Genomic DNA, 23324 nt, shown 5'->3' on the forward strand with positions numbered 1-23324 from the left:
GGCCGGCGGGCTCAGCCATGGGCGGCCATCCAGTCGACGATGCCGCGCCCCAGGAGCGCCTGCGCCTTGCCGCCGACGAAGACCCCGACATGCCCGCCGGGCAGGCCCAGCTCGGTGTAGTCCTCGGTGCCGAGCTTGCCCCTCAGCGCCTGGGAGGTCGCCGGGGGGATGATGTGGTCGTCCTTGGCGAACACGTTCAGCACCGGGCAGGTGATGTTCTTGAGGTCCACCGCGCGGCCGCCGAGCTCGAACCGGCTCTGGACCAGCTTGTTGTCCTGGTAGAGGTCCTTCAGCCACTGCTTGGCCGCCTCGCCGGGGTGGTCGGGCCGGTCGGCGATCCACTTCTCCATCCGGAGGAAGTTCAGGAACTTTTTCTCGTCGTCGAGGGCATTGAGCAGGTCGAGGTTGTACTTGGTCAGGGTGCGCATCGGCGTCATCATCGAGAAGATCGACCCCATGAACGCGCCGGGCAGCGTGCCCTCCGCGTCTATGAGACGGTCGATGTCCTGGGGATCGAGCGAGCGCGTCCAGATGTTGATGAAGCCGTGGCCGACGCGGTTGTGCACGGTGTCGGCATGGAAGTCGATCGGCGTGATGGTGAGCACCATTGCGTTGACCGTCTCGGGATAGAGCGCGCTGTAGCAGGTGGTGAACACCCCGCCCTCGCAGATGCCGAGAAGGTTGACCGTCTCGCGCCGCGCGGCCTCCCGGATGAAGGCGACGCACTCAGCCAGGTACCCGTCGACGTAGTCGTCGATCGAGACGTAGCGGTCGGCGCGGCTGGGATTGCCCCAGTCGACCACGTAGAGGTCGAGGCCGGCCTTGAGGAGGTTGCGCACGAGCGAGCGGTCCTCCTGGAGATCGGCCATCGTGTAGCGCCCGATCAGCCCGTAGACGATCAGCACCGGCGGCAGGCCGCGGCTCTCGGCCAGCGGCCGGTAGCGATAGAGGCGGACCTTGTCCTGGCTCCAGACGAGGTCCTTCGGCGTCGTGGCGATCTCCACGTCGGCGTCGCGCACGTCCGAGAACAGCTTGGCGGCATCCGCCATCCTGCGCCCCAGGGTCGCGACCTCGGCCAGCATCTCGGCGGTCGTCTGCTTGAGCGGTGGGGGAGGAACCGACATGCCCGTGCGCCCCGAATCCTCAGCCATGTCCGACCTCCCGCCGCTCGTCGTCGCCCGTCCGCGTCCGGCCCGCGCGGCTGGCCCTGTGCAGGGCGCGGATCTCGCGCCGCAACTCGGTGAGGCTCTTGTGCACCTCGTCGACCTCGGCCCGCGTCGGCTGGCCGTAGAACCCGCTCATCAGGGCGGCCATGTCCTGCTGGGCGAGCTTCAGGTCCGTCGAGGCCTTGAGGATGTCCCGCTGCGCGGCGAGGAACGCGTCCGAGCGCTGCACCTCGAGGAGCACCGCGTTGGCGGTCTCGACCCAGCCCTGCATCATCTCCCGGGCCGAGGCGAAGCTCTCGCCGCGATCGGCCCGGGCATTGGCCTCCCGGGCGAAGGTCCCGGCGGCCTTCGTCCAGGCGTCGAGCATCACGGCCCGATGCCTGGCCCGGGCGCGCTGCAGGGCGATCCAGGCCGTGTAGAGGGTGCCGAAGCGCTGCTCCGACTGCCGCAGGTCGGCGAGCTGGGGGCCCTCGGCCATCCGGCCAAGGGCCGCGTCGAACTCCCCCGCGCCGCCGAGCCAGGCTTGCGGATCGAAGAGCCGGGCCAGCACCGCGCCGGCCGGCGTGTCCGAGGCCCCCGCCTCGCCGCGCATCGCGGCGGTCAGCGTCTGCGACAGGGCGCTCGCCGAGTTCCAGGACTGCGCCAGCGCGGTCTGCGCCTCGACCAGCGCCGCGAGGTCGGCCGCTGCGAGGGTGGGCCAGGGCGCGGGGGCCTGGCCGGCCGTCCGGCAGAGCCCGCCGGGATCGAACAGGGCGGTTCCGGCGCGCGCCCAGAACTCGCCCATCGCCCTGTACGCGTCGAACTGATCCATCGTGTCGTTCCTCCCGCTCGTTGTTGGGTTCGCGGCCGGCGCCGGCGTCACGCCGCCGGGCGGGCCTCGCCCAGGGCCTCGCGGTAGATCGCGTAGGCGTCGTCGTAGGTGACCTCGCGCGGATTGTTCACGAGGAGCCGGGTCTGCTTCATCGCGTCGGTCGCCATCCGCTCGAGGTCGGAGGGCGTCACGCCGACCTCGGCGAGGGAGGCCGGAACCTTGCAGTCGCGGCAGATCTCCTCCAGGCACGCGACGAAGCGTGCGGCGGCCTCGGCCTCGGGCAGCCCGGCCGCGGCGGGATCGAGGATCGGCGCCAGCTCCGCGTAGAGCGCCTCGGCGTGGCCGAGGTTGAAGCGCATCACGCCCGTCAGCACGAGCGCGTTCGACAGCCCGTGCGGCACGTGGAAGATCGCCCCGATCGGGTAGGCCAGGGCGTGGACGGCGGCGACCGGCGCGTTGGCGAAGGCCATGCCGGCGAGCATCGAGCCGAGCAGCATGCCGGAGCGGGCCTCGACGTCGCTCCCGTCCGTGCAGGCGACGCGGATATGGGCCGAGAGCAGCGCCAGCGCCTGCTTGGCGAGCTGGTCCGAGATCGGGTTCTTCCTGTTCCTGCTCGTGAACGCCTCGATGGCGTGGACCATGGCGTCGATGCCGGTGGCCGCGGTGACGTGCGACGGCAGCCCGAGCGTCAGCGCCGGATCGAGCACCGCCCAGTCCGGCAGAAGGCGTGCGGCGACGACGCCCTTCTTCTCGGTGCTCGGCGTCGTGACGATCGAGATCGGCGTCACCTCCGAGCCGGTGCCGGCGGTCGTGGGTACCAGGATCAGCGGCAGGCGCTCGCCCTTGGCGAGGCCGACGCCGTAGATCTCCTCGATGCGGTCGTCGGACTTCGCCAGGTAGGCGACGAGCTTGGCGGTGTCGAGCGCCGAGCCGCCGCCGATCGACAGGACAAGGTCGGCGCCGAACGCGCGCGCATGCCCGGCCGCCGCCTCGATCACCGTGGAGGGCGGATCGGCGACGACGTCCTCGTAGACGCAGATCTCGACGCCGGCTTGCCCGAGCCCGTCCTCGGCCGGCTTCGTCAGCCCGGCGGCGCGGACGCCCCTGTCGGTCACGAGCATCACGCGCCGGGCCCCGAACCCCGCGACGATCTCGGGCAGCTTCGCGGAGGCGCCGACCTCGAACAGGACGTTGGGCGTCGTCTGGAAGGTGAAGGGGTTCATGCGGCAATCCCTGTGCGTAGGACCGCCCGGCCGCCGGTCGGGGCGTCCTGGCACGCGGCGCGAGTGGGGGAGCCCCGCGGAGGCAGGATCCGCGGCGAAAAGAGGCTTTCGGGGGCTCGGACGTTCTCGCGCACGCGTCGTGGGCGGGCGCGAGGGCGACGCGGCAGAACCGAAGACGGGGAGCACGGGCCCGGTGACGAGGCGACCGGGCCGTGCTCCGGCGCCGGTCGCCTATTCGGCCGCGTCGTAGTTCTTCACCTTGGCGCGGAGCTCGTCGACGAGCACGCGGATGTTCTCCGAGTAGTCGATCGGCACCGCGACGAGGTGCACGCCGCCGGCCCCGAAGGCCCGCTCCAGGGTCGGCACGAGATCGCCGACCGCCTCGATGCGGTGGCCGGTGGCGCCGTAGGACTCGGCGTACTTCACGAAGTCCGGGTTCTTGAACGTCATGCCGTAATCCGGGAACTCGTCCACCGCCTGCTTCCAGCGGATCATGCCGTAGGCCGAGTCGTCGAGCACCAGCACGACGAGGTTGAGACCGAGCCGGACGGCCGTCTCCATCTCCTGGCTGTTCATCATGAAGCCGCCGTCGCCGCACACCGCCATGACGCGGCGCTCGGGGTAGAGGATCGCCGCCATCATCGCCGAGGGCAGGCCCGCGCCCATGGTGGCCAGCGCGTTGTCGAGCAACAGCGTGTTGGCGACCGTGGTCCGGTAGTTCCGGGCAAACCAGATCTTGTACATCCCGTTGTCGAGGCAGACGATGCCGTCCTCCGGGATCACGCTGCGCACGTCGCGCACGAGGCGCTGGGGCGTCACGGGGAAGCGGTCCTCGTCGTTGCGGTCGGCGAGGCGCGACAGGATGATGTCGCGCAGCGGCAGCAACGCGCCCGCGTTCGGCAGCTTGCCCTCGATCCGGTCGGCGAGCAGCTTCAGGGTGGGGCCGAGGTCGCCCACCACCTCGGCGTCGGGATAGTAGACCTCCTCGACGTTGGCCGGGATGTAGCCGACGTGCAGCACCTTCTGGTCCTTCTGGCCCATGAAGAAGGGCGGCTTCTCGACCGTGTCGTGGCCGATGGCGATGATGAGGTCGGCCGCGTCGATCGCCTCGTGGACGTAGTCGCGCTCGGACAAAGCGGCGGTGCCCATGTAGAGGGAGGTGCCGTGGGCGACCGTGCCCTTGCCCATCTGGGTGGTGAAGAACGGGATGCCGGTGCGCTGCACGAAGCCGCCGAGGTCGCCCGTGGCGCGTGGCCGGGAGGCGGCGGCGCCGAGCATGATCAGCGGACGCTCGGCGGCCACGATCATCTCTGCGGCGCGCGCGATCGCCTGGGGATGGGCGACCGGGATGTCGGTGGGATGCCTCGGCACCGTGTAGGCCTCGGCCTCCTCGGCGGCGATGTCCTCCGGCAGCTCCAGCAGGACGGGACCGGGCCGCTCCTCGGCGGCGACCCGGAAGGCGTCGCGCACGATGGTGGGGATCGAGGAGGCGGAGACGATCTGGCGGGCCATCTTGGTGATCGGCTTCATCGAGGCGATCACGTCGACGATCTGGAATCGGGCCTGGCGGGCCTTCAGGATGCCCTTCTGGCCCGTGATGATGATCATCGGCATGGCGCCGAGATGGGCGTAGGCCGCGCCGGTGGAGAAGTTGAGGGCGCCGGGGCCGAGCGTCGAGAGGCAGACGCCGGGCCTGCCGGTGAGGCGGCCGTAGGTGGCGGCCATGAAGGCGGCGGCCTGCTCGTGGCGGGTCAGGACCAGCTCGATCTTCGAGTTGCGCAGGGACTCGACGACGTCGAGGTTCTCCTCGCCCGGGATGCCGAAGATGCGATCGACGCCTTCGTTCTCGAGTGCCTGGACGAGTAGATCGGAGCCCTTCGGCATGACGTGTTCCTCCTTCGTAAGATTTGGTCGAGGACGGATGGAGAGGGCTGAGCGGGGTCGTGCGCGTCGATGATCGCGGCGTCCGCGGCCCGGGATCCCACCCGCTGGCGAATGGGATGGCCGTCGTCTCGGCGGAGTTGGATGCTAGAGCATTCTCCGGCGACGGGGATACCGGTTCGTCGGAGAATGTATTGAAACAAAGACTTAGAGAGCTTCGCGATGGCGGCGCGATCGCGAAGTGCTCTAGGGACGCTCGCCTGTGGTCAGCCGCTCATGCGGCCGTTGCCGTCGAGGTACCCGTTCCTGCGGGTGTCGGGCATCCACAGCGAGGCCGCGAAGGCGACTGCGGCCATGGCGGCCACGTACCAGAAGAACAGGCTCTCGTTGCCGTAGGTCTTGAACGAGAGCGCGACGTACTCCGCCGTGCCGCCAAACAGGGCGTTGGCGATGGCGTAGGGCAGGCCGACGCCGAGCGCGCGGACCTCGGCGGGGAACAGCTCGGCCTTCACCACGCCGCTGATCGAGGTGTAGAACGAGCCGATCACCAGGCCCGTGAGGATCAGCGCGAAGGCGGTCCAGGGGCTCGTCACCAGCGACAGCGAGGAGAGCAGCGGCACCGCGCCGAGCATCGCCAGCCCGCTGAAGGCGATCATGTTGTTGCGCCGCCCGATCCTGTCCGACAGCGCGCCGAAGACCGGCTGGAGCAGCATGAACACCACGAGCGCCAGGGTCATCACGGTCGAGACCGTCTTGAGGTCGAGCTTGACGGTGTTGACCAGGAACTTCTGCATGTAGGTGGTCATGGTGTAGAAGTAGAGCGAGCCGCCCATGGTGAAGGCGAGCGTGATCAGGAGCGCCCGCTTGTGCTGCATCAGGGCGCGGACGGAGCCGGCCTCCTTGCTCGTCATGGCGGCGTGCGAGGCCGATTCCTTGAGCGAGCCGCGCAGCATCATGGCGACGATGGCGGCGGCGGCGCCGATGAGGAAGGGGATGCGCCAGCCCCAGGCGCGCATCTCCTCGCCGGTGAGCATGTGCTGGAGGGCGAACACGATGAGCACGGCGAGCAGCTGGCCGCCGATGAGGGTGACGTACTGGAACGAGGAGAGGAAGCCGCGGCGGCCCTTGCCGGCGATCTCGCTCATGTAGGTGGCGGCGGTGCCGTACTCGCCGCCGACCGAGAGGCCTTGCGCGAGGCGGGCGACGAGGAGGAGGACGGGGGCGAGCACGCCGATGGTCTCGTAGGTCGGCAGGAGGCCGATCATCAGGGAGCCGGCGCACATCAGGAGGACGGAGAAGACCATGGAGGACTTGCGGCCGCGCCGGTCGGCGATGCGGCCGAAGATCCATCCGCCGAGGGGTCGCATGAAGAAGCCGACGGCGAAGATGCCGGCGGTGGCCAGCAGCTGGCCTGTGGGGCTGCTGCTCGGGAAGAAGGCGGAGGCGAAGTAGATCGACGTGAAGGCGTAGGCGTAGAAGTCGTACCACTCGACGAGGTTGCCGGACGAGGCGGCGACGATGGCCTTGATCTTCTGGCGATCGGTCGTCTCGGCGACGGGCGGAATACCTTCGAGCACTGCAGATGCAGTCGTGTTCATGAGCGTTCTCCCAACGGCGACTTCGTGCTCGCAGTATCGCCCAAGGGCCTTTGGCCTTCTCGGGACAACGTCGGCGGGACGAGCCGGGGAGACGATGGCAATCGGGATGCCAACGGGAAAAATTAATAATTCGTTGAAATATCAATGATTTAGAAAAGCTCTCGGAGAAGCCGTGAGCGGATGCTTGCGAATCCTCGTGAGCCATCGGCGGAAGTTCGCCGGCATCCTCCGGATCCTGCGCACGGGCGCGGCCTGGCAGGATCGGCCGGCGCGCCTCGGAACCAACGGGACCGTGTCGAGCCGGTTCCAGCGCTGGCGCAGGCAAGCGTCACACGCCTGAGCGAACCCGAGATCCGCATTGCGAACGCGATCCGGCAGGATTGCGCGAAGCAATCAGCCGGATGTCGTATGACACCGCACGGACGGTCACCGGTCTGGCTCGCCGCTTCCCGGTCCTGGTGCGCGCCGCAGGGAAGGGCAAGACCGTGGCCGATGATCGGGAGGCGGAACACCCTGGCCCCGCTGGCTCGCGGCGAACCCGACGAGGGGTTCGCAGCCCTCTCCCCGCCTACGGGGAGAGGGGGTTCTCCGAACCACTCTTCTCCCGGATAGCCCCGCCCGCCGTGGGGGGACACGCGCAACGGCGACCGTCGACACGAAAAAGGCCCCCGACATCGCCGGGAGCCTCGGAAACCATTGAAATTACAGCTCTACCGGAACAGCGAGGCCATCCCGCCCTGCATCCGCCCCAGGCCCTGCTTCGCCACTTGGTTGCCCTGGTCGATGGCGATGGCGCGCTGGTAGCTCTCCGTCGCCTCCTGGCGGCGGTTGGACTTCTCGTAGGCGAGACCCCGGTAGGCCCAGGAATCCGCGTCCTTGTTGTTGACGTTCAAGGCCGCGTTGTAGTCCTCGATCGCCTTGTCGTACTGGTTCGTCGCGATCAGGCTCTGGCCGCGGGCGGCGTAGGGAGCGGCCACGAAGGGGTTGCGGTCGATGGCGGCGTCGAAGTCGCCGATCGCCGAGCGGTGCTGGCCTTGCGCCTGCCGCACCAGGCCGCGGGCGTGATAGGCCTCGGCCGATTCCGGCGTCAGGCGGATCGCCTGGCTGAGGTCGCTGTAGGCGGCCTCGAAGTTGCCTTGCGCCCGCTGGAGGTTGGCCCGGCCGATATAGGCGGCGGTGTAGTTCGGGTCGGCGTTGATCGCCTTGGAGAAGTCCTGGAGCGCGGCGTCGTTGCGGCCCGACTGGCGGTAGGCCAGCGCCCGGTTGCCGTAGGCCGAGGCCGAGTTCGGGTCGAGCTGGATCGCCTTGGTGAAGTCGGCGATCGCCGAATCGAAGTTGCCCGCCCGGGCATAGGCCGCGCCGCGGGTGTTGTAGGCCGCCGCGTCGCTCGGGTTGCGCTGGATCACGTCCGACAGCGAGGCGATGTTGACCTCGGTTGCACCGGACTTGTCGGCCTCGACCACCGCGAATTGCCGCGTCGCGGTGGCGCGGCTGACGGTGTCGCAGCCGGCGAGCGCCAGCGCGGTCAGCACGGTCGCCCCCAGCACCCGGGCCGCCGGTGTCACGCGGCTCAAGCCGATCACGTTGTTCATCGCCCGCTCCCCCGGGGCGGCGCATCCACGTCGCGCCGCGCACCTTCGCCATTCGTACGCACGCGCCGCTCGACAAGCCGCGGTCCCGGTGCCGGAACGACCATTCCGGATCGGGGTGAACGCCGGCTTAAAGCGATGCGCCCCCGACGCTTGTGCGGGCCGATGTGGCGAAGGTGTGGCCTCGCGCCGCCCCAAGGGCAGGGGAGGGGCCTGCGCAGGCCCGGGTGTGGCCCCGGAGCCGCACCGCAGGCGCTCAGGGGCCGGTCGTCACCCGGGTGACGTGGCCCATCTTGCGGCCGGGCCGGGCCTCGCCCTTGCCGTAGAGGTGGAGGTGGCTGCCGGCCTCGGCGAGGATCCGGGTCCAGTCGTCGGCCTGATCGCCGATCAGGTTCAGCATCTCGACCGAGGTGCCGGTGAGGGCGGCACTCCCGAGCGGCCAGCCGCAGACCGCCCGGACGTGCTGGGCGAATTGCGAGGTCTCGGCCCCCTCGATGGTCCAGTGGCCGGAATTGTGCACCCGCGGGGCGATCTCGTTGACCACCACGCTCGCGCGCCCGTCCGCCCCGCGCACCAGGAACATCTCGACCGCGAGCACGCCGACATAGCCGAGGGCGTCCGCGATGGTACGGGCGATCGCGATCGCCTCCGCGGCGGTCTCCGGCGCCATGCCGGGGGCCGGCACGACCGTGCGGGCGAGGATGTGGTGGCGGTGCTCGTTGGCGCAAGGGCTGAAGGCCGAGAAGCCGCCTTCCGCGTTGCGGGCGGCCACCACCGACACCTCGGCCTCGAAGGCGACGAAGCCCTCCAGGATGCAGGGCTGGTCGCGCAAGCTGGCCATCACGGCGGCGGGGTCGGCGACGGTGTCGCGCAGCATGACCTGCCCCTTGCCGTCATAGCCGAAGCGCCGGGTCTTCAGCACCGCCGGCAGGCCGATCTCGCGGACGGCCTCCGCGAGGCCCGCCGCGTCGTCCACCGCCCGGAACGGCGCCACCGGGATGCCGAGGCCGGCGACGAAGCTTTTTTCCGTCAGCCGGTCCTGCGTGGTGGCGAGCGCCGAGGCGCTGGGATGCAGCGGCCGGCGCGCGGCCAGGATCTCGGCCGTCGCGCTCGGGATGTTCTCGAACTCGTAGGTCACCACGTCGACGGCGTCGGCGAAGGCCTGGAGCGCCGCCGCGTCGTCGTAGGGCGCGACCGTGCGCCGGCCCGCCACCTCGAAGGCCGGGCTGTCGGGATCGGGGCAGTAGACGTGGACCTTCAGCCCGTACTGCGCCGCCGCGACCGCGATCATGCGGCCGAGCTGGCCGCCGCCGATGATTCCGATGGTCGCGCCGGGCGCGATGGAGGGCGTGCGGCTCACGGGGCGCTCGTGTCCGGGTGCTCGGCCACCGCCGCGCTCTGGCGGGCGCGCCAGGCGTCGAGGCGCTGGGCGAGGTCGTCGTCGGTGAGCGCCAGGACGGCGGCGGCGAGCAGAGCCGCGTTGACGGCGCCGGCCCGGCCGATGGCGAGCGTGCCGACCGGGATGCCGGCCGGCATCTGCACGATCGACAGCAGGCTGTCCTGGCCCGAGAGCGCCTTCGACTCGACCGGCACGCCGAAGACCGGCAGCGGCGTCATCGCGGCGGCCATGCCGGGCAGGTGGGCGGCACCCCCGGCGCCGGCGATCACCACCCGGAACCCGGCGGCCTTGGCGCCCTTGGCGAAGGCGACCAGTCGGTCCGGGGTGCGGTGGGCCGAGACGATGCGGGCCTCGTAAGGAATGCCGAGCGCGTCGAGGGTCTCGGCGGCGTGGCGCATCGTGGCCCAGTCGGACTGGCTGCCCATGATCACCGCGACGGGGGGCGCTGCCGCCATCGTCAAGCGCATCCTCTAGAAAGCGCTGCTAAGCCGCGAGCGGGCCGCAGCCGATCGTTTTGCAGTAGCGGTGCGTTTGCATTCGCGCAAGCCGAGGCGCCTTCGTGCAAATGCCCGGCGGCCGGCCCGGCCCAGACGCCGTCGTCAGGCGATGATGTCCGGGGTGAGCTGGTCCTCCAGGAAGGAGATGCGGTCGCGCAGCGCCAGCTTGCGCTTCTTGAGACGCTGGAGCTGGAGGCGGTCGCCGGCCATGACCCCCGACAGGGCCTCGATCGCGTCGTCGAGGTCGCGATGCTCCTCCTTCAGACGCGCCAGCTCGGTCTCGTACTCCGCCGTCGATTCCGCACTCAACTCGAACGCCATCGCCGCCCCAAGCCCTGGAGATAGGCCCCGAGCATGAACCACGCCCCGCCCTGCGGCAAGGGCGCGGCCGGGGTTGTGCAGCCCCTCTGCGGGCCGGCCCGGCGGCCGATTACGCAGGTGCAGCATCAAATACCTTCGACATCGGCCGCGGGCTGTGGCAGGCTGCGTATGTCACCTACATGACAGGAGGCAATGGCTGATGTCGCTGCACACGCATCTCACCGAGCTCGAGCGTAAGCACGAAGCCCTGGAGCGCGAAATTCAGGACGCAATCACCCACCTCTCCACCGACGACTTGCGAATTGTAGAGCTGAAGCGGCGAAAGCTTCACCTGAAGGATGAGATCAGTCGTCTGAGGACGACGTCCACCCGCGTGATGCACTAGCCCAGAAAAAGCCCTTCGTGCCGCCGCGCCAGCGTTCGACGCGGCGGCCCCTGCCTCTGAGGCATGACCTCGAAGGCGCCCATGACCTCAAGGCGCGACAGAGCGAGCGGCGGGGCCCCCCGAGGGCGAGCCCCCGGCCGGCCAGGCCCCGCGGCCCCTCACGGGGCGCCCGTCACAACGCCTTCGCCATCTCCCGCAGCACGAACTTCTGCACCTTGCCGGTCGAGGTCTTCGGCAGCTCCGTGAAGACCACGTGCCGGGGCACCTTGAACCCGGCGAGCGACTGGCGGCACCAGCCGATCAGCTCCTCGGCCGAGACCATCTCGGAGCCCTTGAGCTCGACGAAGGCGCACGGCGTCTCGCCCCATTTCTCGTCGGGCTTGGCCACCACCGCGGCGGCCGCCACCGCCGGATGCTTGAACAGGGCCTCCTCGACCTCGATCGACGAGATGTTCTCGCCGCCGGAGATGATGATGTCCTTCGAGCGGTCCTTGAGCTGGATGTAGCCGTCCGGGTGCTTCACCCCGAGATCGCCCGAGTGGAACCAGCCGCCGCGGAAGGCGGCCTCGGTGGCGCCCGGGTTCTTGAGGTAGCCGCGCATCACCACGTTGCCGCGGAACATCACCTCGCCCAGCGTCTCGCCGTCGGCCGGGACCGGCCGCATCGTCTCGGGGTCGAGAACGTCCAGCGCCTCGAGCGGCGGATAGCGCACGCCCTGGCGCGCCTTGCGGGCGGCCCGCTCGTCCTTGCCCAAGGCGTCCCAGTCGGCGTGCCACTCGTTCACCACCGCCGGGCCGTAGGTCTCGGTCAGCCCGTAGACGTGGGTGACGTCGAACCCGGCCTCGGCCATGCCGGCGAGCACCGCCTCGGGCGGGGGCGCCGCCGCGGTGAGGAACGAGACCCGGCGCGGCAGCGCCCGCCGCTCGGCCTCCGGGGCGTTGATGAGGAGCGACATCACGATCGGCGCGCCGCATAGATGCGTGACCCCGTGATCCGCGATGGCGTCGTACATGGCCTTGGCCCGCACCTGCCGCAGGCAGACATGGGTGCCGGCCACCACCGACAGGGTCCAGGGAAAGCACCAGCCGTTGCAGTGGAACATCGGCAGGGTCCACAGATAGACCGGGTGCCGGCCGAGATTGCCCGCCACCACGTTGCCGACGGCGAGCAGCGAGGCGCCGCGGTGGTGGTAGACCACGCCCTTCGGGTCGCCGGTGGTGCCCGAGGTGTAGTTGAGGGTGATCGCGTCCCACTCGTCGCCCGGCATCGCCCAAGGATGGGCGGGATCGCCCTCGGCGAGGAAGGCCTCGTACTCGATGGTGCCGAGGCGTTCGCCCGGGCCGTCGTATTCGGGATCGTCGTAGTCGATGACGAGCGGCGTCACCCCGGCCTGCCGCAAGGCCGGGCCCATGATGCGGGCGAATTCCCGGTCGGTGATCACCACCTTGGCCTCGCCATGGTCGAGGCAGAAGGCGATGATCGCGGCGTCGAGCCGGGTGTTGAGGGTGTTGAGCACCGCGCCGGCCATCGGCACCCCGTAATGGCACTCGATCATCGCCGGGGTGTTGGCGAGCATCACCGCCACCGTGTCGCCCCGCCCGATCCCGCGGGCCTTCAAGGCCGCAGCGAGGCGCCGGGAGCGGGCGTAGAGGTCGCGGTAGCTGCGCCGCAGGGCCCCGTGGATCACCGCCGTGTGGTCGGGAAACACCGTCGCTGCCCGCTCCAGGAAGGTGAGGGGGGTGAGCGGCTGGTGGTTGGCCGGGTTCCGGTCGAGGCCGTGGTCGTAGATCGACGAGGCGGTGGTCATGGCGGCACGCTCCGGGTTGGCGCTTCGAGGGGCGGTGTCGCACGCTCCCGGCGGGATGATGATCGGGTCATTGGTCGAATCAAGTCCCGCGGCGGGCCGAATTCCGTCGGACGATCGCGCGGGGACCGTGCGTCACCCCGGCAGGCGATACCCCGGGATACCGTCGATCCGCTCGGCCAGCAGGGCCTGCACGCGGTCGAGCCCGTCCCCCGGCAGCGACGCACCGGCAGCGAGGCCGTAGACCTCCCAGCCGACCGGGACGAAGCCGAGGCCGAAGCGCTCCGCCGCGGCGCGTGCCCCCAGGCCCGAATCGGCCGCCCCCGACGCGATCACCGCCGCCACCGCCTGATGGGTGAACTCCTCCAGCCCGTAGCCGACGATCTCGTCGGGCCGGATCCCGGCCTCGGCCAGCAGCCGGTCGAACCAGTCCCGGGTGCCCGAGCCCTTCTGGCGATTGACGAAGCGCGCCCGCGTGGCGCGCAGGTCCCCGGGACCGCCGAGCCCGAGCGGGTTGCCGGCGGCCACCAGCAGGCCCTGCTCGCGCTCGAACAGCGGGCGGACCCGGAAGGCCGGGTCGGCGACGAGGTCGGAAAAGGGCGGCCCGGCCGCGGCCGGGCCGATCGCCCCGCAATGGAAGCCCGCCGCGTCGGCGCGTCCGTCCATGAGCCGCATCACCGCGTCGCGGCTGCCCATCACGGCGACCTCGGCCCCGCCCCAGAGCGCCAGCACCTCCATCAGCAGGGGGTCGTGGCTCGCCGCGACGGTCAGGCGCCGCGGGGCGCCGCCCAGGGCGGCGAGGCGGGCCTGCACCGACCTTCCCTCGCGGGCGAGCGGCAGGGCCAGGGCCTCGGCCGCGCCCGCCAGCGCCTCGTGCAGGACCGTGCCGGCCTCGGTCAGCGTGGTGCCGTGGCCGCGGGTCTTGCGCACCAGCGGATGGCCGACCTCGGCCTCGAGGGTCCTGACCCGCTCCCAGGCGGCGCGGTAGGACAGGCCGATCGCGCTCGCCGCCCCCTGCACCGAGCCGGTGCGGGCGATCGCGCGCAGGAGCGCCAGGGTGTCGGCGACGGCGATGCGCGCCCGCCCGACCCGCAGCGAGCCGCCGAGCCCGAGCTCGACCGTGGGAGCGTCGTCGTCCGGTATCGTCATGAACAGCCCATCGCCGTGCCTGTCCGCCCGCCGCGCAACGAAGCCTCGGGGCCGACCGGCTTGTAGCACGGCACGAAGCGCGGTCAGGTCCGCCCCTGCCAGGCGCGGCCACGGCCAAAACGGAAGCTTGCATCATATTGAACGCATCATAGCGGCATCGTACCGCCGATACCTCAACGCAGCCAGCGGCGTGCCCCAGGGCACCTGCCCCGGTCGCGAGGATCGCAGGGACGCCGACCACCGCATGCTGCATCCGGAGCCGTCCCATCCGACCCTGCCTCCGGCCCGCGCCCGGCCTGTCGTGCCGTCCGAGGGCGTGGCAAGGACCTGCGGGGGCCGGGCGTCGCCCCTGCCGGTGGACTGGATCCACGACGGGGGCCTGCGCGCCTTCCGGGCCGATGCCGGCTATCTCGGCCGCTCGATCGCGGCGCTCAAGCTCTACCTCACCCTGGTCGTCAGCCAGGACGCGGCCGGGGGCGAGCCGGCGCCGATCCTCCTGTCGTACTGGCGGATCGCCGCCCTGTCCGGCCTCTCCGACCCGCTGATCTGCGCCGGCAAGAAGGCGCTCCTCGACCAGGGCCTCGTCACCACCGGCGGCGAGCGGCCGGGCGGCACCATCGCCTACCGGCTGACCGGCCTGCGCCCGTCGGCCGCCCTGGCTTCCCTCGTTCACGAGTCCCGGCCCGACGCCCCGGTCGCCGCGCTGCACGGCCTCACCTGCCGGAAGGCGCCGGACCTCGCCGCAGTGAAGACCTACCTACTGCTCTGCGCCTGCGGCCCCGGTCCCGACGGCGTCGTGTCCCTCGACGTCGATGCCGCGTCGGATCTCACCCGGACCAGCCACGTCCGGATCATCGCCGCGCTCGATGCCCTCCAGCGGCTCGGGCTCGTGGACGCCAAGGGGAGCCCGTCGCGGCTCGCCGAGCACCGCCGGGTCCGCCTGCTGCCGCTGCGGTGATCCCGCCTGCGGAGCCGGGACTCCCTTGTGGACGGGCGGCGAGGGGCCTGCTACCACCCAGACCGGCCAGACTCCGTAGCTCAGCTGGATAGAGCAGCCGCCTTCTAAGCGGCAGGTCGTAGGTTCGAGCCCTACCGGGGTCGCCACTCCCGTCAAGCTCCTGGCTTGCACGCTTGTTTCAGCCGGCGATTCGTCCGCAGTCCTCCCCGGACGGCCGGCCTGTACGATATCAGCCGTTGCCGACGACCCATCCACCGCCCGAACCGCTGCCGGATGCCACCTGGGGGAACGAGGGGCCGGACGCTGCATGGGGGCCGTACGGTCCCAGGACGAGCAGAGTGCGTGAGACCATGTCTACCCCGTGAGGAACGATCGCATGAACGACTTCCTCGATCGTATAGCGCTTTCCATTGAATTCAAAAGAATGTCCTGGCGAGAAACTTCCATAAGGCTGCGCCAGAGGAAGAAGTGCGCCGTTGGGAACAGTCGAGCCTTTTAGCTGAACTGTAAGATCGTAATAAATTTGCATATTAATCTCCCCGTTTTAGGAACAATTATATTTCTGTTATGATCTTGATGCGCTGCGCCATGCTGCCACGCGCCGGTCACCGTGCAAGTATTTCATCAAAAATCCTGCGCTGCAATGAGGCTGGCGGGTCTTTTCGGTATGCTGCAGCGCAATGACTCCAGCAATACCGGCTTGCTCGCGGGTGCATCTTGACACCGGGCTGCCTGGCTGATGTCACTGACGGACCGCGTCAAGATCAGGTCATAGGGCTGATAGGCTCGGATCACCGGGGGAGGCGCTGGAACACTTGCCGGTCGCACTGAAATCGGGACATGCTTTGGTTGCTCGATCTTGCCGAATTTTCGTTCGACGAAACGATACGTATTTCGTCGGGTAATGCCCTGATTATTCGAGGATGCCATGGTGGATAGCAATTTGCCAAAGCCGGCGAATTCACTCTTGCCCTGCGATATCGTCATGGCCGGCGGAGTGACCAGCGGGATCATCTATCCCGGCGCAGTCGTTGAGATTGCGAAGCGTTACAGCTTTCACGCGATCGGCGGCACCTCCGTCGGCGCAATCGCCGCCGCGGTCACCGCTGCCGCGGAACTGGGCCGCCGGACCGGGAACCCCGATGCGTTCCGGGTCGTGGGCGACATACCGGTCGCACTGGGTGAGAAGGCGCCGGACGGGCGCTCCCGTCTGTTCCATCTCTTCGCCCCCGAACCCGAGACGCGCGGGCTCATGGGCCTGCTCACGGCCGTCTTCGCGGCGCGCGGCAGCCTGGACCGGGTTCGGTCGGTGCTCGAGGCCGCCCTTCGCACACCGGCCATCGGCCTGCCGACCGCCGTGGCGTTCTTCGTCGGCAGCTGGCTGGCCCTGCAACTGGGGCGGGATGGACACCTCTTCGGTGCGCTGTCGGCCGTCGTCGCGGATCTGGCCCTGACGATCGTGACTTTAATCGCCGCGTTCGGCCTGGTGGTTTGGCGCCGCTGGCTGCCGGCATGGCGCACCAACGGCTACGGTGTCTGTACGGGGAAGGCGTCGCCGAATGCCGGCACGAAGGCCTGGCGAGACTTCGAGGGCCTCACGCCCTGGCTTCATGCTTCCGTGCAGGCGGCGGCGGGTCGGGCACCGGACGAGCGGCCCGTGACGTTCGGAGATCTCTGGAACGCGCCGCTCCCCGACGGAAGTCGACCGAATGACACGGTGACCGCGTTCACCCCCCGCTCGATCGAACTCGCGATGATCGCCAGCGACATCAGCCGAAATCGGACCGTGCAGCTGCCCTTCATCGAAACACCCTCGCCACTCTACATCGAGAGCGAGACGCTCCGACGCTACTTCCCGGATGCGATCGCGAACTGGATCATCGAGCATCCCGGCGCTCCCGATGCGAAGGTCGAGCCGCGCGACGGATGCGTGAGGCTGCCCGTCCCCCAGAACATCCCGATCGCCTTCGCGGCCCGGCTCTCGCTCAGCTTCCCGGTCCTGCTCTGTGCCGTCCCGCTCCTGACGCCCGACTACGATGCACCGCGGACCGCAGATAAACGGGTTCCCCTGCGGCGGGTCTGGTTCTCCGATGGCGGCCTGACATCCAACTTTCCGGTCCATTTCTTCGATCGGCCGATGCCGGCGCATCCGACCTTCTGCCTCAACCTCGTCGACTTCGATACGCGCGTCGATCGGGAACCGGAGACCGCCGGCGGGGAGCCCGTCGCGGAGGTCGCAGCCGGTGCGCCCGAAAGGGGACATGGCAAGCCGATCGCCGAGGCCCGTGCCGAGGCGCGTCGCGCCAGCAGCCGGCCGGCGGCGAGCGAGCCGCGGGACCCCTCTCCGGGGGCCGATGTCTGGAAGTTCGTCACCATGGCACAGGGCAACCGGGCGCGGCCGGTCCCCTTCACCGCCTTCGATGAAGCGCCCGGAACGGGGCTGGGTCCTTTCCTCAAGACGCTCGTCAACACCGCGCGCTTCTGGAGCGACAACCAGCTCCTCGTGGCGCCGGGCATCCGTGACCGTGTCGTTCATATCGCGTTGCGCGAGGACGAGGGCGGCCTGAACCTCGACATGGACGCCAAGGTCATCGCGGATCTCGACCGGCGCGGGCGGGCCGCAGGCGCCAAGATCGCGGCCCGTTTCGATCCGACGGCGACCGCGGATCCCGAAACCGGAGATCCGGTCGACCGCGCTTTCCCGCGGCATCGCTGGGTCCGTTTCCGGACGTTCATGGCGGCCGTCGAGGATTTGTCGCGGCGCTTCTCCGTCTCGCTGCGTATGTCGGCACAAGCCGCCGCGGGCAGGAACGAGCCGAGCCTGGACGACATGATCATGGGCAAGGTGACCGGAGTGGGCTATGATCCGTACGATCGAGCCAGGGATTACTATAGCCGGGCGACTGATCTGTTCGACCGGTTCGCACGCGACCTTGCCGCCGAGACCGGGCAGGATCCCCACCGGACCTTCGACGAGCCGAGGCGCCCGGACATGTCTCTGCCCCGGCGCGGACCCGCGCCGCGGCCGAAGATGAGCTTGAAGCTGCGGCCTCACGTCGACGCCGACCCGCGCGCCGAGACCGCCGATCTGCCGGCGGTTTCCGGAAACCCCGTCGCCGCGGCAGCTCCGCCCGGTCCGTCCGCCTGAACGATGCTCCGACGACGATCGGGCCGTGCTCTGGACGGTTCTGCCGCAGCGGCGATACGATCGTGTAACGATGGCCGGATCGCCGGAGCGCCGGGGGCGGTTGCACCGGCGAACGCCGGGGCAGGGGAGGCGCCAGGATGGCGAAGGTCGGAATCGTCGGATGCGGGGCGATGGGTTCGGTCTACGCGGCGCTGATGGCCTCGGCGGGCCACGCGGTGCACGCCGTCACGCTCTGGGCCGACCACGCGGCGGCGATGCGCGAGCGCGGCCTGCGCGTCGAGGGCGCGAGCGGCGACCGGACGGTGCGGCTGGCGAGCGCCAGCACGACCACCGGGGGAATCGGTGCTTGCGACCTCGTCATCATCGCCACCAAGGCCTTCGACGTCGCGGCCGCCGCCGCGAGCTGCGCACCCCTGATCGGCCCGGGGACCGTGGTGCAGACGATCCAGAACGGGCTCGGCTCGCCGGAGGCGGCGGCCACCGCGATCGATCCGGAGCGGATCGCCGTCGGGGTGGTCGGCGGCTTCGGCGCCTCGATGCGCGGGCCCGGCCACGCGCACCATAACGGGCTCGAGATGATCCGCTTCGGCGCCTTCGCGGGGCTGCCGCGGGAGCGCCTGGAGGCCTCGGCGGCGATCTGGGAGTCGGCCGGGTTCACCGTCAGCCTGTTCGACGATATCGGCCGGATGGTGTGGGAGAAGCTGATCATGAACGTCACCTTCTCGGGCACCACCACCCTCACAGGTCTCACCATCGGCGAGGTGATGGCCGATCCGGAGGCGTGGCGCGTGGCGAAGGCCTGCGCCGAGGAGGCGATCGCGGTGGCCGCCGCCCTCGGCGTGACCCTCCAGGTGGGCGATCCGGTCGAGCATATCCGCCGGCTCGGCGGCAAGATCCCGCAGGCGCGGCCCTCGATGCTGCTCGACCACCGCGCCGGGCGCCGCGGCGAGGTCGAGGCGATCAACGGGTCGATCCCGCGGCTCGGCCGGCGGTGCGGCGTGCCGACCCCGGTCAACGACACGGTGGTCGCCCTCATCAAGGCGCGCGAGGCCGCCTTCCCGGCGTCCGCGAACCCCGAGACCTGCCCGGCCTGATCAGGCTTCGAGCGCCCGATCGGTCTCCGTCCGCCAGGGCAGGCTCGCCTGGCTGCCGCGCCGGCCGCAGGCGAGGGCCGCCGCTGCGCTTCCCCGTTCCATCGCCGCGCGCAAACTGGCGCCGCGGTCGAGCGCGGCGGCGAGCACGCCGACGAAGCAGTCGCCCGCCGCGGTGGTGTCGACTGGATCGACCGCCCGGGCCGGGACGTGCCAGGCGCCGTCCGCCGTCGCCGCCTCCGAGCCGGCCTCGCCGAGGGTGCGCACCACGTCGATGCCGAGGGCCGTCCGCAAAGCTGTGGCGTGCGGCGCGCAGCCGAGGCGTGCGGCGGTCGCCTCCGCCTCGTCCTCGTTGACGACGAGGAGGGCGGCGAGGCGCAGCGCGTCGAGGTCGAGCGGCAGCGCCGGGGCGAGGTTGAGGATGCTGCGCACGCCGAGCCCTCGGGCCCGGCGCAGCAGGGCGGTCGTCTCGGCCGGATCGACCTCCATTTGCAGCAGCAGCGAGGTCGCCCGGGCGAGGTCGGCGTCGGTGACCTGGTCGGCCCGCGTGTGCCCGTTGGCACCGAGCGCCACCACGATGCGGTTGCGCCCGGCCGCGTCGATCCAGATCGAGGCGCAGCCCGTCGCCGCCGCCATGGTGCGGACCCGGGCCGTGTCGGCCCCGGCCTCGCGCAGGCCCGACAGCGCCACCTCGGCCAGCGCGTCGGTCCCGACCGCGCCGACCATCGCGACCTCGGCCCCGTCCCGGGCGGCGGCGACCGCCTGATTCGCCCCCTTGCCGCCGGCCTGCACCGCGAGGTCGTCGGCGAGAAGCGTCTGGCCCGAGCGCGGGACCTCGGGCAGGCGGAAGATCAGGTCGGCGTTGAGCGAGCCGAAGCAGACGATCACGGGGTGTCTCCCTCACACGACCTTGCCGGGATTCAGCACCCCGTCCGGGTCCAGAGCCGCCTTGAGGCGTCGCATCAGGGCGATCTCGGGCTCGGAGCGGACGTGGCCGAGCCAGGGCTTCTTCGTCAAGCCGATGCCGTGCTCGGCCGAGACCGTGCCGCCGAAGTCGCGCACCAGGCCGTAGACGACCTCCTGGATCGCGTCCTTCGGCTGCGGGCTCGCGCCCTTCACCCCGGCGACGATGTGCAGGTTGCCGTCGCCGATATGGCCGTAGAACAGGGCGGTGATGCCGGGCAGGCGGTCGTGGAGCGCCGCCTTGCAGGCCCGGACATACGCGTCCATCGCCGCCACCGGCAGGCCAATGTCGAAGGACTCGTGGGGGCCGAGCACCTGCGGGAATTCCGAGCAGGCGTCGCGCACGCCCCAGAACGCCTTCACGTCGGCGACCGAGCGGGACAGGACCGCGTCGGCGAGGAGCCCCGCCTCCGCTTGCGCCTCGAGCCAGGCCTCGAAACGCGGTCCGTCGAAGGTCTCGTCGGTGCCTTGCGCCTCGATCAGGCAGTAGGCGGCATGTCCTGTCGCCAACGGCACCCGCACGCCCGGCATGGCACCGACCGTCTCCCAGTAATCCGGCCACATCACCTCGAAGGCCGAGAGCATCGGCCCGAGGCCCCGGCGGGCCGCCGCGAGGAGCCCGACGACGGAGGCGTAGTCCGGCAGGGCGCAGAGCGCCGCGAAGGTGCAGGCGGGCTTCGGGAACAGCCGCAGCACCAGCCGGGTGATGATGCCGAGCGTGCCCTCCGAGCCGATGAACAGGTGCTTGAGGTCGTAGCCGGCGTTGTTCTTGATCATCCGGTTGAGGTTGGTGACGATGCTGCCGTCGGGCAGCACCACCTCGAGGCCGAGGATCATCTCCCGGGTCATGCCGTAGCGGATGACGCGGTTGCCGCCGGCATTGGTCGAGGCGTTGCCGCCGATGGCGCAGGAGCCCCGGGCGCCGAGATCGAGCGGCACCAGGAAGCCGGCCGCGTCGGCGGCCTCCTGCACCACCTGGAGCGGCGTCCCGGCCCGGACCGTCATCGTGGCGGAGGCCTCGTCGACCGCCTCGATCCCGGTCATCCGCTCCAGCGACAGGGCGACCGAGCCGGGCACGGGGCGCGCGCCCCCGCACAGGCCGGTAAGGCCGCCCTGCGGCACCACCGGCACGCCGTGCCGGGCGCAGATCCGCATGGCGGTGGCGACCGCCTCGGTGGTCGTGGGCCGCACGACCGCGAGCGGGGGCTGCGGCCCGAGGGTGCTCCAGTCGGATGTATTGCGCTCCGGCAGCCCGGCGCCGGTGAGCACCGTCTTCTCGCCCAGCTCCGCCACGAGGGCGGCCACCACCGCCTCGTCGCGGGACGCGTCCGGCTTCGCCGTCATGCAGGTCTCTCCTCCCAGGGGCGGCGTGGATCGCCGCTCGTTCTCGCGGTCTAACAGACTTTACGCCGCCGCGGCGCGCGACAGGCCGGCGAGCTCGGCGGCGATGCGCTGCCCGATTCCCGCCTCCACTGCCACGAGCGGCGCGCGCACCCGGCCGAAGGCGGGCTCGCCCGTCATCGCCGCCAGCGCCGACTTCAGCACCGGCACGAACGGCCCGCGGATCAGGCCGATCGCCGCCCGCATCGGCTCGGCGGCGGCGGGATCGGTGAACATCGCCCGCACCAGGTCGGGGACGAGGTTGGCCATGCCGCAGATCGTCCCGACCCCGCCTTCGGCGAGCGCCCGGCCGATATCCGCCTCGTTGCCGACGCAGACCGCGACCTCGGGGGCGGCCGCCCGGAAGGCCCGGAACTGGGCGAAGTCGCCCGAGCTGTCCTTCACCCCGGCGACGACCGCGCCGTAGCGCGCCCGCAGGGTCGCCACAGCCGCAGGCGGCAGGCCGACGCCGGAGGTCTGCGGGATATGGTAGAGCGTCGCCCGCAGGCGGTCGTCGCCGACACCGTCGATGATCGCCGCGAACGCGTCGACGATCCCCGCCTCGGTCACGTCGCGGTAGAAGTAGGGCGGCAGCACCAGGGCGTGGACGAGGCCGAGGCCGAGCGCCGCCTTGGTGAGCGCGATGCTGTCGGGAATCGCCGGAGTGCCGGTGCCGAGCCCGATCCGCGCGGCCGGGATGCCGGCGGCGAGCAGCGCCTCGACCGCGGCGAGGCGCTCGCCTGCGGAGAACGAGGTGCCCTCGCCGGTGGTGCCGAACGGCACCACGCCGTCGCAGCCTCGCTCCATCAGGAACCGGACGTGGCGCACGAGCGCGCCGTGATCGACCGCGCCGCTCGCGTCGAGCGGCGTGGCGAGGGCGACCCACAGGCCGGTGATGGCGTTGCTCATGCGGTCCTCCGTGAGGGCGCCTCGCGCCCTTTTTCTTCAAAAGAAGCGGGCGCCTCGCGCCCTTTTTCTGTGAAAGAAGCGGGCGTCTCGCGTCGGTCGGCCTCCCGGCCGGTATCGAGGCCGAGGGCCCGGCGGCGCGAGGTGTCGAGGTGGCGGCGCAGGGCCGCGACCGCCCCTTCCGCGTCGCGCTCCTCCACCGCCGCCAGGATCGCGGCGTGCTCGGCGAAGGCGGGGGGCAGCACCTCGGGCGAGAGCGCGACGCGGCTCTGCATGATGACCCGGATGCGGATGAGGTTCACCCGGTGGATCTCCGAGACGAGGCCGTTGCCGAGATGGGCGACGACCGCATCGTGAAACCCCCAGTCGGTCGCCTGCGCCTCGGCGATCAGCGCCTCGGTGACGCCCTCGGCGGCCTGCGCGCTGATCCGCGCGTGGGCGGCCCGCAGGGAGGCCACCAGGGCGGCCGGCGCGGTGCGGGCGAAATGCGCCACCGCCGCGGTCTCGATGATCTCGCGCAGCCCGAACGCCTCGTGGACGAGCCGCAGGTCGACCGCCGCGACCTGGAGCCCGCGCTGCGGCAGGGTCGAGATCAGCCCGTCGGCCTCCAGCCGCGGGATCATCTCGCGCACGGCGCCGAGCGGCAGGCCGGTGAGCGCCACCAGCTCGCGCTGCGTCACGAACGATCCCGGTGCCAGGCGCCCGTCCAGCAGCTGCTGGACGAAGGCGTCGTAGGCTTGGTCGCGCTGTTTCATGTCACTCGTGTCTCACTGACATGTCAGTCTGTCAATCGCTGAAGGTTCAGCTGGCGCACAGGCGGCCGACCTTGGCGCTGGCGCCGCTCGACCGAGGCTTGCCCGGCGAGCCAGGATCAGGCGCGACATCGGACGAAAGGGGCGGACTTGTCAGGTAGGGCAACTAAGAGCGCCTATCAGAACGGCACGATTGGGTCGGTTGGGCGTTGGGGTGGTATGGCTCGCCCGCTTCTCCCTGACGATCTCTGGGCTGCGATCGCCCCCCTTCTGCCGCCGCACCCGCCTCGCCCGAAGGGCGGG

The 23324-nt window shown here is 70.7% G+C and carries 22 protein-coding genes, 1 tRNA gene and 1 pseudogene; 7 read left to right on the forward strand and 17 right to left on the reverse strand.

Annotated features, from left to right (window positions below):
* Nucleotides 1–11: 11 nt before the first annotated feature.
* From phaC to ACS5PV_RS30495, 5 genes are all read right to left on the reverse strand, one after another.
* A complete protein-coding gene (gene phaC, locus ACS5PV_RS30475; RefSeq protein WP_455399097.1) occupies nucleotides 12–1124 on the reverse strand; it encodes a class III poly(R)-hydroxyalkanoic acid synthase subunit PhaC in 1113 nt (370 codons plus the stop codon).
* A gap of 19 nt (nucleotides 1125–1143) precedes the next feature.
* Nucleotides 1144–1977, reverse strand: coding sequence for a poly(R)-hydroxyalkanoic acid synthase subunit PhaE (locus tag ACS5PV_RS30480; protein ID WP_455399077.1), 834 nt, complete (start codon nucleotides 1975–1977; stop codon nucleotides 1144–1146).
* Nucleotides 1978–2024: 47 nt separating this feature from the next.
* Nucleotides 2025–3200 (reverse strand): iron-containing alcohol dehydrogenase, encoded by a 1176-nt coding sequence (locus tag ACS5PV_RS30485; RefSeq protein ID WP_455399078.1) that lies wholly within the window; start codon nucleotides 3198–3200, stop codon nucleotides 2025–2027.
* A gap of 231 nt (nucleotides 3201–3431) precedes the next feature.
* Nucleotides 3432–5084 carry an acetolactate synthase large subunit gene (locus ACS5PV_RS30490; RefSeq protein ID WP_455399079.1) on the reverse strand — a complete coding sequence of 551 codons (1653 nt, stop codon included), beginning with the start codon at nucleotides 5082–5084 and terminating at the stop codon, nucleotides 3432–3434.
* Nucleotides 5085–5347: 263 nt separating this feature from the next.
* Nucleotides 5348–6679 (reverse strand): MFS family transporter, encoded by a 1332-nt coding sequence (locus ACS5PV_RS30495; protein ID WP_455399080.1) that lies wholly within the window; start codon nucleotides 6677–6679, stop codon nucleotides 5348–5350.
* Nucleotides 6680–6875: 196 nt separating this feature from the next.
* On the opposite strand from ACS5PV_RS30495, the gene ACS5PV_RS30500 reads away from it, so the two are divergent.
* Entirely contained in the window at nucleotides 6876–7019 is a 144-nt protein-coding gene (locus tag ACS5PV_RS30500; protein ID WP_455399081.1) for a transposase, read from the forward strand.
* A 370-nt stretch (nucleotides 7020–7389) separates the two neighbouring features.
* Here the strand turns inward: ACS5PV_RS30500 and ACS5PV_RS30505 are convergent, their stop codons facing one another.
* The 4 genes from ACS5PV_RS30505 to ACS5PV_RS30520 form a co-directional block, all read right to left on the reverse strand.
* A complete protein-coding gene (locus ACS5PV_RS30505) occupies nucleotides 7390–8271 on the reverse strand; it encodes a tetratricopeptide repeat protein (RefSeq protein ID WP_455399082.1) in 882 nt (293 codons plus the stop codon).
* Nucleotides 8272–8524: 253 nt separating this feature from the next.
* Nucleotides 8525–9628 (reverse strand): 5-(carboxyamino)imidazole ribonucleotide synthase, encoded by a 1104-nt coding sequence (locus ACS5PV_RS30510; protein WP_455399083.1) that lies wholly within the window; start codon nucleotides 9626–9628, stop codon nucleotides 8525–8527.
* Nucleotides 9625–10122: a 5-(carboxyamino)imidazole ribonucleotide mutase gene (gene purE, locus ACS5PV_RS30515; protein ID WP_093566919.1), complete on the reverse strand. Its 498-nt coding sequence runs from the start codon at nucleotides 10120–10122 to the stop codon at nucleotides 9625–9627. Before purE ends, ACS5PV_RS30510 begins: the two co-directional genes overlap by 4 nt.
* A 144-nt stretch (nucleotides 10123–10266) precedes the next feature.
* Entirely contained in the window at nucleotides 10267–10485 is a 219-nt protein-coding gene (locus ACS5PV_RS30520) for a YdcH family protein (RefSeq protein ID WP_455399084.1), read from the reverse strand.
* A 199-nt stretch (nucleotides 10486–10684) separates the two neighbouring features.
* On the opposite strand from ACS5PV_RS30520, the gene ACS5PV_RS30525 reads away from it, so the two are divergent.
* Complete coding sequence (locus ACS5PV_RS30525) at nucleotides 10685–10870, forward strand: YdcH family protein (RefSeq protein ID WP_093566921.1); 186 nt, start codon at nucleotides 10685–10687, stop codon at nucleotides 10868–10870.
* A 172-nt stretch (nucleotides 10871–11042) separates the two neighbouring features.
* Here ACS5PV_RS30525 and ACS5PV_RS30530 read toward each other — a convergent pair whose 3' ends face one another.
* Nucleotides 11043–12677 (reverse strand): acyl-CoA synthetase, encoded by a 1635-nt coding sequence (locus ACS5PV_RS30530; RefSeq protein WP_455399085.1) that lies wholly within the window; start codon nucleotides 12675–12677, stop codon nucleotides 11043–11045.
* Nucleotides 12678–12809: 132 nt separating this feature from the next.
* Nucleotides 12810–13823, reverse strand: a complete 1014-nt coding sequence (locus tag ACS5PV_RS30535; protein WP_455399086.1) for a substrate-binding domain-containing protein — start codon at nucleotides 13821–13823, stop codon at nucleotides 12810–12812.
* Nucleotides 13824–14067: 244 nt separating this feature from the next.
* Here ACS5PV_RS30535 and ACS5PV_RS30540 point away from each other — a divergent pair, with 244 nt between their 5' ends.
* Together ACS5PV_RS30540 and ACS5PV_RS30545 are read left to right on the forward strand one after the other, a co-directional pair.
* Nucleotides 14068–14781 (forward strand): hypothetical protein, encoded by a 714-nt coding sequence (locus ACS5PV_RS30540; protein ID WP_455399087.1) that lies wholly within the window; start codon nucleotides 14068–14070, stop codon nucleotides 14779–14781.
* 69 nt (nucleotides 14782–14850) lie between these two features.
* A tRNA-Arg gene (locus ACS5PV_RS30545) sits at nucleotides 14851–14927 on the forward strand.
* A gap of 83 nt (nucleotides 14928–15010) precedes the next feature.
* Here ACS5PV_RS30545 and ACS5PV_RS30550 read toward each other — a convergent pair.
* Nucleotides 15011–15310, reverse strand: a complete 300-nt coding sequence (locus ACS5PV_RS30550; protein WP_455399088.1) for a hypothetical protein — start codon at nucleotides 15308–15310, stop codon at nucleotides 15011–15013.
* A 95-nt stretch (nucleotides 15311–15405) separates the two neighbouring features.
* On the reverse strand, nucleotides 15406–15795 hold the full coding sequence (locus ACS5PV_RS30555; RefSeq protein WP_455399089.1) for a hypothetical protein: 390 nt from the start codon (nucleotides 15793–15795) through the stop codon (nucleotides 15406–15408).
* Between ACS5PV_RS30555 and ACS5PV_RS30560 the strand changes: the two genes are divergently transcribed.
* Nucleotides 15767–17929 (forward strand): hypothetical protein, encoded by a 2163-nt coding sequence (locus ACS5PV_RS30560; protein WP_455399090.1) that lies wholly within the window; start codon nucleotides 15767–15769, stop codon nucleotides 17927–17929. The two genes, ACS5PV_RS30555 and ACS5PV_RS30560, sit on opposite strands and share 29 nt — an antisense overlap.
* A 137-nt stretch (nucleotides 17930–18066) precedes the next feature.
* On the forward strand, nucleotides 18067–19023 hold the full coding sequence (locus tag ACS5PV_RS30565; RefSeq protein WP_455399091.1) for a ketopantoate reductase family protein: 957 nt from the start codon (nucleotides 18067–18069) through the stop codon (nucleotides 19021–19023).
* On the opposite strand, the gene ACS5PV_RS30570 is transcribed toward ACS5PV_RS30565, so the two are convergent.
* From ACS5PV_RS30570 to ACS5PV_RS30585, 4 genes are read right to left on the reverse strand one after another with little or no spacing between them, the layout of a single operon-like run.
* Entirely contained in the window at nucleotides 19024–19908 is an 885-nt protein-coding gene (locus ACS5PV_RS30570) for a ribokinase (RefSeq protein WP_455399092.1), read from the reverse strand.
* 12 nt (nucleotides 19909–19920) lie between these two features.
* On the reverse strand, nucleotides 19921–21327 hold the full coding sequence (locus tag ACS5PV_RS30575; protein ID WP_455399093.1) for an FAD-binding oxidoreductase: 1407 nt from the start codon (nucleotides 21325–21327) through the stop codon (nucleotides 19921–19923).
* 60 nt (nucleotides 21328–21387) lie between these two features.
* Nucleotides 21388–22272: a dihydrodipicolinate synthase family protein gene (locus ACS5PV_RS30580; RefSeq protein ID WP_455399094.1), complete on the reverse strand. Its 885-nt coding sequence runs from the start codon at nucleotides 22270–22272 to the stop codon at nucleotides 21388–21390.
* A complete protein-coding gene (locus tag ACS5PV_RS30585; RefSeq protein ID WP_455399095.1) occupies nucleotides 22269–23024 on the reverse strand; it encodes a GntR family transcriptional regulator in 756 nt (251 codons plus the stop codon). Before ACS5PV_RS30585 ends, ACS5PV_RS30580 begins: the two co-directional genes overlap by 4 nt.
* Nucleotides 23025–23240: 216 nt before the next feature.
* Here ACS5PV_RS30585 and ACS5PV_RS30590 point away from each other — a divergent pair.
* Nucleotides 23241–23324, forward strand: a pseudogene (locus tag ACS5PV_RS30590) (IS5/IS1182 family transposase); the annotation flags it as partial.

Source organism: Methylobacterium sp. Gmos1 (assembly GCF_053764715.1).